This window comes from Halomonas sp. 1513, assembly GCA_001971685.1.
GTDB lineage: Bacteria > Pseudomonadota > Gammaproteobacteria > Pseudomonadales > Halomonadaceae > Franzmannia.
Window position 1 is genome coordinate 52,147 of the sequence record CP019326.1, and the last position, 12,141, is coordinate 64,287.

Below are 12,141 nucleotides of genomic sequence, written 5' to 3' on the forward strand. Positions count from 1 at the left end.
TCGCCATAGTTGGGAGAGTATGATGGAACTGATCAATGACTATCCGGTGGTTATCCGCCTAGATCCGAGTGATAACGTGGGCGTGGCCACCCGCAACATCCCTGAAGGAATGTCCCTGGGTGCAGGATTTTCCAGCGCTCGGGAGAATGTAATGGCGGGACATAAGCTCGCACTGGTCGAAATCGCGGCAAATGATACCGTGGTTAAATATGGCCAAGTGATCGGTTTGGCTAGTCGCGATATCTGCGTCGGCGAACATGTACATACTCATAACCTGTCCATGCTTGAGCGCGACACCTCCCTCGAGAGTTTTTCTCCGGCAAAGCCGACCCCGGTGGAGGTAAGTGAGCTAACCTTCGATGGATTTTACCGCCATGATGGCCGAGTTGGCACACGAAATTATATTGGGATTGTTGCGACGGTCAATTGCTCCGCTACTGTAGTCAAGGCCGCAGCGGATAGCCTCAATGCCACGGCTGGGCTGGAAGAGCTCGGCTTCGATGGTGTGGTGCCAGTTACCCATGGCTCAGGCTGCGCGATGAATACTGAGTCAGAGGGCTTCGCCTTCTTGGAGCGTGTTATCACCGGCTATGCGGTAAACCCGAATTTCGCCTTCGTGCTCGTTATAGGTCTGGGCTGTGAGACCAACCAGGTCAAGACCTTGGTGGATAAATATGGACTCTCACAGAGTGGGCGGATCGATTATTTCAATATCCAAGGAGCGGGTGGCACACGTGCCAGCATCCAGCGCGCCAGTGATCGGGTGCTCGATATGGCCAACGTCCATGCTCATGCGCGGCGCCAACCGGCTTCGCTTAGCCACCTCACCGTCGCCCTGCAGTGCGGCGGCTCTGATGGTTACTCGGGAATCACAGCTAACCCCGCCCTAGGCTATGCGGCGGATCTTATCGTCCGCCACGGAGGTAGCGTCATTCTGGCCGAGACGCCAGAAATCTATGGTGCTGAGCACCTGCTTCTCAATCGTGCCGTGGATGTCAGTGTCGCTCGCAAGTTGTTGGAGCGTATCGCCTGGTGGAAGAACTACACCCGCATAAATGGGGCGGAGCTGAATAACAACCCTTCGCCGGGTAATAAGGCCGGTGGGCTCTCGACAATACTTGAAAAATCGCTTGGGGCAGTATCGAAAAGTGGCTCTTCAAGTCTAAACGATGTTCTCGAATATGCAGAGATTCTCAAGACACAGGGGTTTAATTTCATGGACAGCCCCGGGTATGACCCCGTTTCAGTGACGGGCCAGATCGCCTCGGGATCGACGATCGTCTGCTTTACTACTGGGCGTGGCTCGGTCTCAGGATATAAGCCGGCCCCCTGCATTAAGCTTGCCACCAATACACCCATGTATGAAGCTATGTCTGAAGACATGGATATTAATTGTGGTGGAATCCTTGATGGTGACGTAACAGTAAGAAGCTGTGGTGAAGATATATTTGAAAAGATCATTGCGATTGCTTCTGGTGAGAAGACAGCTAGTGAATCCTTGGGATACGGTAGCAACGAATTCGTTCCGTGGATGGTGGGAGCCGTTACCTAACGAATGTAGAGCATCTCAATTAATCGCGATGTGGTCTGAGCGATTCGTTAGCCATGCTTTCATAGCGGCACAATTAAGTGAAAGGAATGATTAGAGGAAACAGTATGAAGCCTTCCCCCGCTATCGGCTTTATCGGCACAGGTATCATGGGTGCCCCGATGGCAGGCCGCTTAGCCAAAGCTGGCTATCGCGTGCGTGCCTGGAACCGAACACAGCGCAAGGCCGAGGTCCTTCAGGCGCTGGGGGTCGATATGATGGAGACACCCCAGGCGATGGTTGCGGACTGTGATGTCGTCATCATTATGCTCAGTTCAGGCCCTGTCTGTGATGAGATCCTGCTGGGCCCAGAAGGTTTAATCAGCAACATGAAGCGCGATGCAACGCTGATCGTCATGAGTTCGATACCAGTGGAAACGGCTCGTCGCCAAGCTGAGGCGGCAGCCTTACGGCAGGTGCACTATCTGGATGCGCCGGTATCCGGGGGCGAAAAAGGCGCCATCGATGGCACCCTGGCGATCATGGTGGGAGGTGCTATCGAGAGCTTCGCAGCCGTCGAGCCCGTCCTGGCCGTTCTTGGTACGCCCGTGCATGTGGGCCCTGCGGGTAGCGGGGAGCTAGCCAAGCTTACCAATCAGCTGATCGTCGCTAACACTATCACCACGGTTGCTGAGGCCTTGTTAATGGCGGAGCGCGGCGGTGCCAATCCCGCTAGTGTTTTAGCCGCCATGCAGGGTGGTTTTGCGGACTCGACTATTCTACGCGTCCATGGGCAGCGCATGATTGCTCAAGACTTTACACCGGGAGGCCCCGCCAAATGGCAGTTAAAAGATACGCAGACGGCTCTGTCATTTGCTGGAGAGCTTGGCCTGAAACTGCCAGTTTCATCACTTGTCAATGACCTCTTCGCAAGCCTCGTAGATAATGGTCATGGTGAGTTGGACCACAGCGCCATAATACAAGAAATCAAACGAATAAACAGTACTCCTGAGCCTTAGTTAAGGGGTTGATCATGCTCTTTGTATGATTGTGAAGCGTTTGGCGAGCCCCCCTTAGACAAGGTGATTAGCCAGGTACGTCGTATGAAAACAAGAACAAACACTCTCATCAATGCCACGGGGCACTAGGAGTCTTATTATGCTACACACCATCAATTATTTAACCAAGATTGTTTTTGGCTCAGGGGCGGCTGCCTCGATGGCCACAGAGCTTGATGGTCTTAACGTAAAGCAACCGCTTCTGATAACCGACCCAGGGTTAATTGAAAGTGGCGTCTTCCAACTCTTTCTGGAAAAGGCAGGATTCACCGCCGCGACCCCTGTTTTCGCGGAGACGCCTTCCAACCCGACGGAACACGCTGTGCATGAAGCACTCGCCATGCTCCGACAGCATGACTGCGATGGCCTTGTCGCCGTGGGCGGCGGCTCGAGCATTGACTTAGCCAAGGGGGTGGCGCTGCTGGCGACGCATGCGCCGCCACTCCGCCAATACGCGGTGATCGACGGTGGGGCTTCCCGGATCACCGCTCAGGTATTACCTCTGATTGCCGTACCCACGACGGCAGGCACCGGGAGTGAAGTAGGACGAGGCTCGTTAATCTGCATGGATGACGAACACAAACTGGGCTTCATTTCTCCCTACCTGATCCCTTCGGTGGCGGTTTGCGACCCCGAAATGACCGCCTCGCTTCCCCAGTACCTCACAGCGGCAACGGGGATGGATGCCATAGCGCACTGCATCGAGACATACCTGAGCCCTCGTTTCAATCCGCCGGCCGAGGCCATCGCACTCGATGGGCTACAGCGTGCCATTCATCACATTGAGGAGGCCTCGGGACCTACACCGAGCATGGCCGCGCGCAGTGAGATGATGATGGCCGCTGTGGAGGGCGCCTTGGCGTTCCAGAAGGGGCTTGGGGCCGTGCACTCCCTGTCCCATGCCTTGGGTGGTTTCCAAGAGCTGCCCTTGCACCATGGCACCCTCAATGCCGTCCTGCTACCTACGGTATTGCGCTTCAATCAGTCTCATTGCGAAGAGAAATTCGCCACCCTGCGCACGGTCATGGGACTCCCTGCGGGTGACGACCTCGCGGTGTTTTTCGAAGGGCTGAATGAGAGACTCCATCTTCCCACACGCCTCTCGGCGCTTGGCGTGACGGCCGATCTGTTCGATCGGGTCTCTGCATGGGCCTGTGAAGATCACTCCACACCGACCAACCCGCGGCCAGCGACGTTACAAGATTTTCGCGCGATGCTCGAAGAGGCGCTCTGATCCGACAGTGTTTTACCTAGCAGTTAAAGTTTCTAGTACAACTTGGTGAGATTACCATGCGACTGATCCAATACCTCGACGAGGACCAACTGCGGGTGGCCTTGGTGGAAAACTCCGGCGCGGTGCGCCCCATCGATATCGACGGCGGCACCTATGCCCTGGCGCAAATCGCCATTGACTCCGGCCAGCCGCTCACCCGGGTCATCGAAGCGCGCCTCGGCGGGACGCTGGTCGACTACCGGACGCTGGTCGACGAGCGGCGCCTGCTGCCGCCGCTGACCCATCCCGACCCGGCCCACTGCCTAGTCACCGGCACCGGCCTCACCCACCTGGGCAGCGCCGATACCCGCTCGGCGATGCACACCAAGACGCAAGTGAAGGAGGAGGAGCTGACCGACTCCATGCGCATGTTCAAGCTCGGCGTGGAGGGCGGCAAGCCCGCCCCCGGCGAGCCCGGTGCTCAGCCGGAGTGGTTCTACAAGGGCGACGGCGACTGCATCGTGGCCCCCGAAGCCGCGTTGCCGGTGCCTGCCTTCGCCGAGGACGCCGGCGAGGAGCCGGAGCTGGCCGGGCTCTACCTGGTCGGCGCCGACGGCACACCGTGGCGGGTCGGTTACGCCATTGGAAACGAATTCTCCGATCACGTCACCGAGCGCTTCAACTACCTGTGGCTGGCCCACTCCAAGTTGCGCGCCTGCAGTTTTGGCCCGGAGCTGTTGGTCGGCGAGCTGCCCGAGCACCTGGAGGGCGTCAGCCGTATCGTACGCGACGGCCAGACGCTGTGGCAGAAGCCGTTCCTCACCGGCGAGGCCAACATGGCGCACAGCCTGGCCAACCTTGAGCACCACCACTTCAAGTACCCCAACTTCCGCCGCCCCGGCGACGTCCACGTGCACTTCTTCGGCACCGCGACGCTGAGCTTTGCCGACGGCATCAAGACCCGCGATGGCGATCGCTTCGAGGTCGAGCTGCCCGCCTTCGGACGGCCGCTGCGCAATCCGCTGCGCTTCGAGACCGACTCCGTAGATGGCCAAGTTTCCCCCCTCTGACAGGAGAGCCCTATGAGCTTATCTGGACAACTCATCATCGGCCAGCAGGCCGTCAGCGGCGATCGCGCCGAGATCCGCGCCACCAATCCCGCCACCGGCGAGGCCCTCGAGCCGGTCTATCGCGGTGGCGGCCAGGTCGAGGTCGCGCAGGCCTGCGAACTCGCCGAGGCGGCCTTCGACGCCTACCGCGAGACCACGCTCGAGGAACGCGCGACCTTTCTCGAGACCATTGCCAGCGAGATCGAGGCGATCGGCGATGAGCTGACCCAGCGCGGCATGGCCGAGACCGGCCTGCCCCAGGCACGCCTCGAGGGCGAGCGCGGCCGCACCTGCGGTCAGCTGCGCCTGTTCGCCTCGGTGGTGCGCGCCGGCGAGTGGCTCGACGTACGTCACGACCCGGCGCTGCCCGAGCGCGCGCCGATGCCCCGCGTCGACCTGCGCCAGCGGCATATCGCCCTGGGCCCGGTCGCCGTGTTCGGTGCCTCCAACTTCCCGCTGGCGTTCTCGGTGGCCGGCGGCGACACCGCCTCGGCACTGGCCGCCGGCTGCCCGGTGGTGGTCAAGGGCCACTCCGCCCACCCCGGCACCTCGGAGCTGGTGGGCCGTGCCATCCAGCGCGCTGTCGCCAAGTGCCGCCTGCCCGAGGGCACCTTCTCGCTGCTGTTCGGCTCGGGGCGTGAGATCGGCCAGGCGCTGGTCAGCGACCCACGCATCCAGGCAGTGGGCTTTACCGGCTCGCGCAGCGGCGGTACCGCCTTGATGCAGACCGCCCAGGCTCGGCCACAGCCGATCCCGGTCTACGCCGAGATGAGCTCGATCAATCCGGTGTTCCTGCTGCCGGAAGCGCTCGCGGCGCGCGGTGTCGAGATCGCTGACGGCTTCGTGGGTTCCTTGAACATGGGCGCCGGCCAGTTCTGCACCAACCCCGGCCTGGTGCTGGGCGTCAAGGGCGAGGCGCTGGACGCCTTTATCCGTGCCGCCGGCGCAGCGGTCACGGCAAGCGCCGCCCAGACCATGCTCACCCCCGGCATTCACGGCGCCTATGCCGACGGCCTGGGCGCGCTTGCCGGTAACGCCAAGGTGCGTGAAATCGCCCGCGGCGCATCGGGTGATGGCCCGCATCAGTGCCAGACCGGGCTGTTCGTGGCTAGCGCCGCGGACTTCCTCGCCGACGAGGCGCTACAGGCCGAGGTCTTCGGTGCCACCTCGCTGGTGATCGAGTGCGCCGACCAGGCCGAGATGCAGCGCGTGGCCAAGGGCCTGGAGGGGCAGCTGACCGTCACCCTACAGATGGACGATGGCGACCTGGCCGCCGCCAAGGCGCTGCTGCCGATCCTCGAACGCAAGGCCGGGCGGATCCTCGCCAACGGCTGGCCCACCGGGGTCGAGGTATGCCACGCCATGGTCCACGGCGGCCCTTATCCGGCGACGTCGGATGCCCGCACCACCTCGGTGGGCAGCGCCGCGATCCAGCGCTTCCTGCGCCCGGTGTGCTACCAGGCGCTGCCGGAAGGGCTACTGCCCGAGGCGCTCAAGGACGGCAACCCACTGGGCGTGTCACGGCTGGTGGACGGCAAGCGCGAAGCGTGATGCAAGACGCAACAGTGTAAGAACCTGGGCGATGCGCCCGTGTGAGGCAAGCAAGTGAGACCTTTATAGCGGCCTGCGGGCCGCTTTTTTTGATCGCTCTTTGCCGCCCGCGGCATTGCCACGACATAATGGCGACCACTTTGCTGTTTACTTGGATATACCCCTATGCCACGCCCGCCTCGGGAGCCCCCCATGTCGTCCGCTGCTGTTTCTCCTACACCCCTGGCCCGCGTTGGCGAGGTGGCTTACCTGGAGGTGGTCACGGTCAATGCCACCGGGGCCTTCCTGGCCTGGGGCCAGCCGAAGGACCTGCTGTTGCCGTTCGGTGAGCAGCGTTTCCGCCCCGACGTCGGCAAGCGGGTGCTGGTGGTGATCTATCAGGATCAGCAGGGACGGCCGGTGGCCTCGCAGCGCCTCGACCGCTTTATCGTCGACGCTGCCGAGGGCCTGGCCGCGGGGGACGAGGTGACGCTGATCACCGAGGATCGCACCGACCTGGGCGTCAAGGCGGTGGTCAATCACCGCTACTGGGGGCTGCTCTACCACGACGACCTGCCGCGCGCGCTGCGCCGCGGCCAGCGGCTGACCGGCTACGTCAAGCGGGTGCGCGACGACGGCCGCCTCGATCTGTCGCTGCTGCCGCCCGGTGCAGCCAAGCTTGACGTGGTCGGCGAGGCGGTGCTCAAGGCGCTACGCGAGAGCGGTGGCTACCTGGCGCTGGCCGACAAGAGCCCGGCTGCGGAGATCAAGGCGCGCCTCGGGGTCAGCAAGAGCGCCTTCAAGCAGGCCATCGGGCGGCTCTACAAGCGTCGCTTGATCGTCATCGAGGAGGGCGGTATTCGCCTGGTGCCGGGCAGTCACGAGGGCCGCTGACGCCAGGCTGACGGCTAGCGCCGTGGCGTGGCCATTGGCGATAGGCTGGGTCATACTGCGCGCATCGTTAGTCGAACCGATGGATACTGTCTCGATGAGCAAACGCGCACTCAGGATTGGCGTGGTGATGGACCCCATCGCCGATATCGCCTACAAGAAAGACACCACCATGGCCATGCTGTGGGCGATCCAGGATCGCGGCTGGTCGCTGTCTTACATGCAGCAGGAGGACCTGTTCCTGCAGGATGGCCGCGCCTATGCCCGGCAGTCCGAGCTCGAGGTGCACCGCGACCCCCAGCACTGGTATGACCTGGGCGCGCCAGCCGCGCGGCCGCTGGCCGAGCTCGACGTGATCCTGATGCGCAAGGACCCGCCGGTGGACGCGCACTTCCTCAATGCCGTACACCTGCTGGGCTTCGCCGAGCGCGAGGGCGTGCTGGTGGTCAATCCGACCCGCGCGCTGCTGGAGTGCAACGAAAAGCTGTTCGCCCAGCAGTTCCCGCAGTGCTGCACGCCGACCCTGGTGTCGTGCAGCGAGCCGGTGCTGCGCGCCTTCCACGCCGAGCATGGCGATGTGATCTTCAAGCCCCTCGACGGCATGGGCGGCAGCGGCATCTTCCACGTGCAGTCCGAGGGCCGCAATCTCGGCGCCATCATCGAAACCCTCACCGAGCGCGGCCAGCGCCAGATCATGGCCCAGCGCTATATCCCCGAGATCCGCGACGGCGACACCCGCATCCTGCTGGTCGACGGCGAGCCGGTACCCTTCGGGCTGGCGCGGGTGCCGATGGCCGGCGAGACCCGCGGCAACCTGGCCGCCGGCGGCACCGGCATCAGCCGCGAGCTGACCGCACGCGATCACTGGTTGATCGAGCAGGTTCAGCCCATGATTCGCGACAAGGGGCTGCTGTTCGTCGGCCTCGATGTGATCGGCGACTACATCACCGAGATCAACGTCACCAGCCCGACCTGCGTGCGCGAGATCGACGACCAGCGCGGCACCGATATCGCCGGGATGCTGCTGGACGCCATCGCGCGGCGGCTCGGCTGAGGCGGCCCACATGGCCAGCGTCGGCGATGCCATCGACTACGCGCCGGTCACCCGCGGCTACCGGCGCTGGCTGGCCTGGGCGCTGGCGATCGTGCTGCACCTGGCGATCCTGGGAGTGGTGGCGAGCTGGACGCTGAGTCCTCAGGTGGCGCCGCGGGCGAGTATCGACGTGGTGCTGGTCAGCCAGCCCGCTCAGCAAGCGGTGGACAGCGACAGCATCGCCGAGGCCGACCAGCAGGCGCGCGGCGACAGCGAGGCCAGTGCGGCGGCGGCCCGCCTGTCTGCCGCCGACCAGGCCCTGACCGCGCCCGCCGCCGAGGCCGGAGAGCTGACCCCCGACCTGTCTGCCGCGCCGACGGCGCCGCTGGCGGCGGTGGTCAGCGCCAGCCAGGGCGAGCCGAGCCCGACCCGCGTCGACCCGGCGCTGGCGCAAGTGCCGGCCCTGGCCGACCCGCGCCCTGAGGCGCAAGCCGGGGCGCGCGACAGCCGTGACCCGCTCGGCCAGGCGGCGCTCAGCCTGCGGCAGCAGGGCGAGGCCGCTACGCTGGCCGCCGAGCAGCCCGGAGAGGCACGCCAGGCTGCCCGCGCGGCCGCCGAGGCGCGCTATATCGAGGCCTGGACGCGGCGTATCGAGACCTACGGCAACCGTGACTATCCGGCCCCGCCACACCTCGACGGTGAGCTGCGCATCCGCGTGGTGATCGGCCGCGACGGTCAGCTCCGCCAGGCAGAGGTGGTACAATCATCGTCACATCCCGAACTCGACCGGGTGGCGCTGGCCACCGTGCACGGTGCGGCCCCCTACCCGCCCTTCGAAGAGGCACTGGGGGAGCTCGATAGCCTGTCGATCACCCGCGTCTGGCGTTTCGGGAAAGGCAATCATATCGGCGTGCAATGAGGGCAGGACCGCCCCGCGCCCGGGAGGCCCATGCAAAGCTTGAAACACCATTTTTTGCTGGCGATGCCTCATCTCGAGGACGCCAATTTCGCCGGTAGCCTGAGTTACCTGTGCGACCACGATGACAACGGCACCATGGGGGTGATCGTCAATCGCCCCCTCGACCTGACCCTCGACGCCCTGTTCGAGCAGCTCGACCTGGGCGGCGATGACAGCCCGCACTGCGATGCGCCGGTCTACTACGGCGGCCCGGTGCACAAGGATCGCGGCTTCATCCTGCACCGCGGCACGGCCGCTGCCTGGGACTCCAGCATCCAGGTTGCCGAGGATATCGCCCTTACCACCTCCATGGACATGCTCCAGGCGCTGGCCGCTGGCCGCGGCCCCGAGCAGTTCCTGGTCTGCCTGGGGTGTGCCGGCTGGGAGGCCGGCCAGCTCGAGGGCGAGCTCATGGAGAACGCCTGGCTGACCGTGGAGGGCAGCGCACAGATTCTCTTCGACACCCCGCCCGAGCAGCGCCTTCAGGCCGCCGCCGGCAGCCTCGGCGTGGATCTCAACCTGATGAGTCGCGAGGCGGGTCACTCATGAGACTCGGGCGCGGCTGATGGGCAAGGCCGGTGAACGCCTGATCCTGGCCTTCGACTTCGGCACTCGGCGGATCGGCGTGGCGGTGGGCAACGAGCTGCTGGCCAGCGCGCGCCAGCTCGAGCCGCTGAGTGCCCGCGACGGTATTCCCGACTGGGCGGTCGTCTCGCGGCTGGTCGACGAGTGGCGCCCCGACCTGTTCGTGGTCGGGCTGCCGCTGACCCGCGACGGCGACGAGCAGGAGATGAGCGTGCGGGCGCGCAAATTCGGCAAGCGCCTGTTCGGTCGCTACGGGGTTCCCTGCGAGATGGTCGACGAGCGTGGCTCGACCCGGGAGGCCAAGGCCATTGCCAAGGAGGCGGGGCACCGCGGCAATTACCGTGACGACAGCGTCGATGGGATTGCCGCGGTGCTGATCCTGGAGGGCTGGTTCGCCCGCCAGGAAGGATTACTCGGCTAGTCGCTGCCGACGCCGGTGTTCTGCTTGGCGATATCGTCGGCGGTGATGCAGGTGTACTTCTCGATGAAGAACGCCAGGGTCGCCGGATGGCTGAAGCGCTCCTCGAACTGCTCGACCTCGCCGCCGTGCTCGCGGCGCACCCGCACGCTGTAGTGGTTGCCCTCACGGCCCACGGTGACGCTGGCCTTGCGCTTGTCGTTGACGTTCTCCGCGCTCAGCGGTGACTGGCGCTTGAGCAGCGTCTCGAGCGTCTTGCCGCCCTCGACGTCCTCCTCGGAGGCCCACAGCGCCTGGTCACGGTTGCCGTAGTGGAACAGGATCACCACCAGCAGGGCCGAGAATACCGCGCTGATCAGCATCCAGGTGATGTCGGTCTTCGACAGGCCCGCGGTCAGTACCATGACCACCTGCAGCACCACGGCAATCGCCAGTATTCCCGCCAGCGGCCGCCAGATCCGCGGGTTCATGAAACCGCGTCCCAGGGTATAGCCCCACAGGCCGACCACGGCCAGTGCGCCAATGCCAAGCTGTACGATCGACACGGCCGAGCCGCCGCCCATCAGCAGCGCCAAGGCGCCGATGGCAATCAGCAGGCTATAGAAGGCTCCCAGTGAGAGGTAGGCGGTGTGCATGTTCATGGGCGATATGACTCCTCGACAGTACGCATGATTGTTGTTGGTGGACGATGCCAGGCCGATATTCGCAGTCTCGCACATTCCACGGCGTTCGGCAGCCTATCCCATCGGCTAGGATACGGCGTCGTCGACCCCCACCCGTTCAGGCACGAACCAGCGCACCGGGCGCAGGTCCTGCTCGATCAGGTCCTCGACCTGCAGCAGGGTGGCGAAGATTGCCATGCGTACCGGTATGCCGTTGTCGGTCTGGCGGAAGATCGCCAGACGCGGGTCGCCGTTGAGGTCAACGTCCAGGTCGTTGGCCTCGGCACGACTGTCGCGGGGCAGCGGGTGCATGACGATGGTGTCGCGGCCACAGCGCGTGTCCATGAAGGTACGGTCGACGCTGAAGTCCCGCGACAGGCTGAAGCCCTCGCTCATCTCGGCGGTGAAGCGCTCCTTCTGAATCCGCGTGGTGTAGACCACGTCCACGTCGGCATAGTCGTCGGCCAGGCTCTCGCGCTGCTCGACCCGGTGCCCGCGGGAGGTGACCAGGTCGATCAGGTGACTCGGCATCTCCAGTCCCGGCGGCGCCACCAGGGTGATGCGCATGGGGTCGTAGAGCGACAGCAGCTTGATCAGCGAGTGCACGGTGCGGCCGTACTTGAGGTCGCCGGTCAGCAGCACATGGGCACCGGCCAGCGGCTTGCCGAGGCGCGCGAACTCCTTGTCGATGGTATAGAAGTCGAGCAGCGCCTGGCTGGGGTGCTCGCCGGGGCCGTCGCCACCGTTGATCACCGGCACATGGGTGGCGGCGGCGAACTCGGCCACCGAGCCCTGGTCGGGGTGGCGCATGACGATGGCGTCGCAGTAGCCGCTCATCACTCGGCTGGTGTCGTAGAGCGACTCGCCCTTGGCCATCGACGAGAAGGTGAAGCCGGTGGTGTCGCAGACGCTACCCCCCAGGCGGCAGAAGGCGGCATTGAAGCTGACCCGGGTACGGGTGCTGGCCTCGAAGAACAGGTTGCCGAGCACCGCGCCCTCCAGTACCCGAGTGACCTGGCGGCGCTGGGCAATGGGTTCCATGCGCGCGGCGACCCGCAGCAGGTGATCGACGCGGTCACGGGAGAGAGAATCGACGGACAGCAGGTGGGGACTCATCGCGGGCCTCGCAGTGCGGCAGAAAACTGGTGCTCAGTGT

Annotated in this window: 12 protein-coding genes; 10 read left to right on the forward strand and 2 right to left on the reverse strand. The window is 64.3% G+C overall.

All coding sequences use genetic code 11. The features are described 5' to 3' along the window. The first annotated feature begins 22 nt into the window (after nucleotides 1-22). From BWR19_00240 to BWR19_00285, 10 genes are all read left to right on the forward strand, one after another. Nucleotides 23-1,552: a galactonate dehydratase gene (locus BWR19_00240; GenBank protein ID APX91506.1), complete on the forward strand. Its 1,530-nt coding sequence runs from the start codon at nucleotides 23-25 to the stop codon at nucleotides 1,550-1,552. Nucleotides 1,553-1,656: 104 nt separating this feature from the next. Beyond that, nucleotides 1,657-2,547, forward strand: coding sequence for a 2-hydroxy-3-oxopropionate reductase (locus BWR19_00245; GenBank protein ID APX91507.1), 891 nt, complete (start codon nucleotides 1,657-1,659; stop codon nucleotides 2,545-2,547). A gap of 139 nt (nucleotides 2,548-2,686) precedes the next feature. Further along, nucleotides 2,687-3,820, forward strand: coding sequence for a 4-hydroxybutyrate dehydrogenase (locus tag BWR19_00250; GenBank protein APX91508.1), 1,134 nt, complete (start codon nucleotides 2,687-2,689; stop codon nucleotides 3,818-3,820). Nucleotides 3,821-3,876: 56 nt separating this feature from the next. Continuing rightward, on the forward strand, nucleotides 3,877-4,869 hold the full coding sequence (locus BWR19_00255) for an FAH family protein (protein ID APX91509.1): 993 nt from the start codon (nucleotides 3,877-3,879) through the stop codon (nucleotides 4,867-4,869). A gap of 12 nt (nucleotides 4,870-4,881) precedes the next feature. Continuing rightward, nucleotides 4,882-6,459 carry an aldehyde dehydrogenase (NADP(+)) gene (locus BWR19_00260; protein ID APX91510.1) on the forward strand — a complete coding sequence of 526 codons (1,578 nt, stop codon included), beginning with the start codon at nucleotides 4,882-4,884 and terminating at the stop codon, nucleotides 6,457-6,459. Between the two features lie 165 nt (nucleotides 6,460-6,624). Next, entirely contained in the window at nucleotides 6,625-7,332 is a 708-nt protein-coding gene (locus tag BWR19_00265) for an RNA-binding protein (protein ID APX91511.1), read from the forward strand. A 94-nt stretch (nucleotides 7,333-7,426) separates the two neighbouring features. Continuing rightward, entirely contained in the window at nucleotides 7,427-8,383 is a 957-nt protein-coding gene (locus BWR19_00270) for a glutathione synthase (protein APX91512.1), read from the forward strand. A gap of 10 nt (nucleotides 8,384-8,393) precedes the next feature. Continuing rightward, nucleotides 8,394-9,281 carry a hypothetical protein gene (locus tag BWR19_00275; GenBank protein ID APX91513.1) on the forward strand — a complete coding sequence of 296 codons (888 nt, stop codon included), beginning with the start codon at nucleotides 8,394-8,396 and terminating at the stop codon, nucleotides 9,279-9,281. Between the two features lie 30 nt (nucleotides 9,282-9,311). Further along, on the forward strand, nucleotides 9,312-9,869 hold the full coding sequence (locus BWR19_00280) for a hypothetical protein (GenBank protein APX91514.1): 558 nt from the start codon (nucleotides 9,312-9,314) through the stop codon (nucleotides 9,867-9,869). Between the two features lie 16 nt (nucleotides 9,870-9,885). After that, a complete protein-coding gene (locus BWR19_00285; protein APX91515.1) occupies nucleotides 9,886-10,326 on the forward strand; it encodes a Holliday junction resolvase RuvX in 441 nt (146 codons plus the stop codon). Here BWR19_00285 and BWR19_00290 read toward each other — a convergent pair. Together BWR19_00290 and BWR19_00295 are read right to left on the reverse strand one after the other, a co-directional pair. After that, nucleotides 10,323-10,964 (reverse strand): hypothetical protein, encoded by a 642-nt coding sequence (locus tag BWR19_00290; GenBank protein APX91516.1) that lies wholly within the window; start codon nucleotides 10,962-10,964, stop codon nucleotides 10,323-10,325. The two genes, BWR19_00285 and BWR19_00290, sit on opposite strands and share 4 nt — an antisense overlap. A gap of 108 nt (nucleotides 10,965-11,072) precedes the next feature. Further along, entirely contained in the window at nucleotides 11,073-12,101 is a 1,029-nt protein-coding gene (locus BWR19_00295) for an aspartate carbamoyltransferase (protein APX91517.1), read from the reverse strand. Nucleotides 12,102-12,141: the final 40 nt, after the last annotated feature.

Coding starts and splice junctions, on each gene's coding strand:
- BWR19_00290 (APX91516.1), bottom strand. CDS start 10,964: ATGAACATGCACACCGCCTACCTCTCACTGGGAGCCTTCTATAGCCTG.
- BWR19_00280 (APX91514.1), top strand. CDS start 9,312: ATGCAAAGCTTGAAACACCATTTTTTGCTGGCGATGCCTCATCTCGAG.
- BWR19_00270 (APX91512.1), top strand. CDS start 7,427: ATGAGCAAACGCGCACTCAGGATTGGCGTGGTGATGGACCCCATCGCC.
- BWR19_00245 (APX91507.1), top strand. CDS start 1,657: ATGAAGCCTTCCCCCGCTATCGGCTTTATCGGCACAGGTATCATGGGT.
- BWR19_00275 (APX91513.1), top strand. CDS start 8,394: ATGGCCAGCGTCGGCGATGCCATCGACTACGCGCCGGTCACCCGCGGC.
- BWR19_00240 (APX91506.1), top strand. CDS start 23: ATGGAACTGATCAATGACTATCCGGTGGTTATCCGCCTAGATCCGAGT.
- BWR19_00265 (APX91511.1), top strand. CDS start 6,625: ATGCCACGCCCGCCTCGGGAGCCCCCCATGTCGTCCGCTGCTGTTTCT.
- BWR19_00285 (APX91515.1), top strand. CDS start 9,886: ATGGGCAAGGCCGGTGAACGCCTGATCCTGGCCTTCGACTTCGGCACT.
- BWR19_00295 (APX91517.1), bottom strand. CDS start 12,101: ATGAGTCCCCACCTGCTGTCCGTCGATTCTCTCTCCCGTGACCGCGTC.
- BWR19_00255 (APX91509.1), top strand. CDS start 3,877: ATGCGACTGATCCAATACCTCGACGAGGACCAACTGCGGGTGGCCTTG.
- BWR19_00260 (APX91510.1), top strand. CDS start 4,882: ATGAGCTTATCTGGACAACTCATCATCGGCCAGCAGGCCGTCAGCGGC.
- BWR19_00250 (APX91508.1), top strand. CDS start 2,687: ATGCTACACACCATCAATTATTTAACCAAGATTGTTTTTGGCTCAGGG.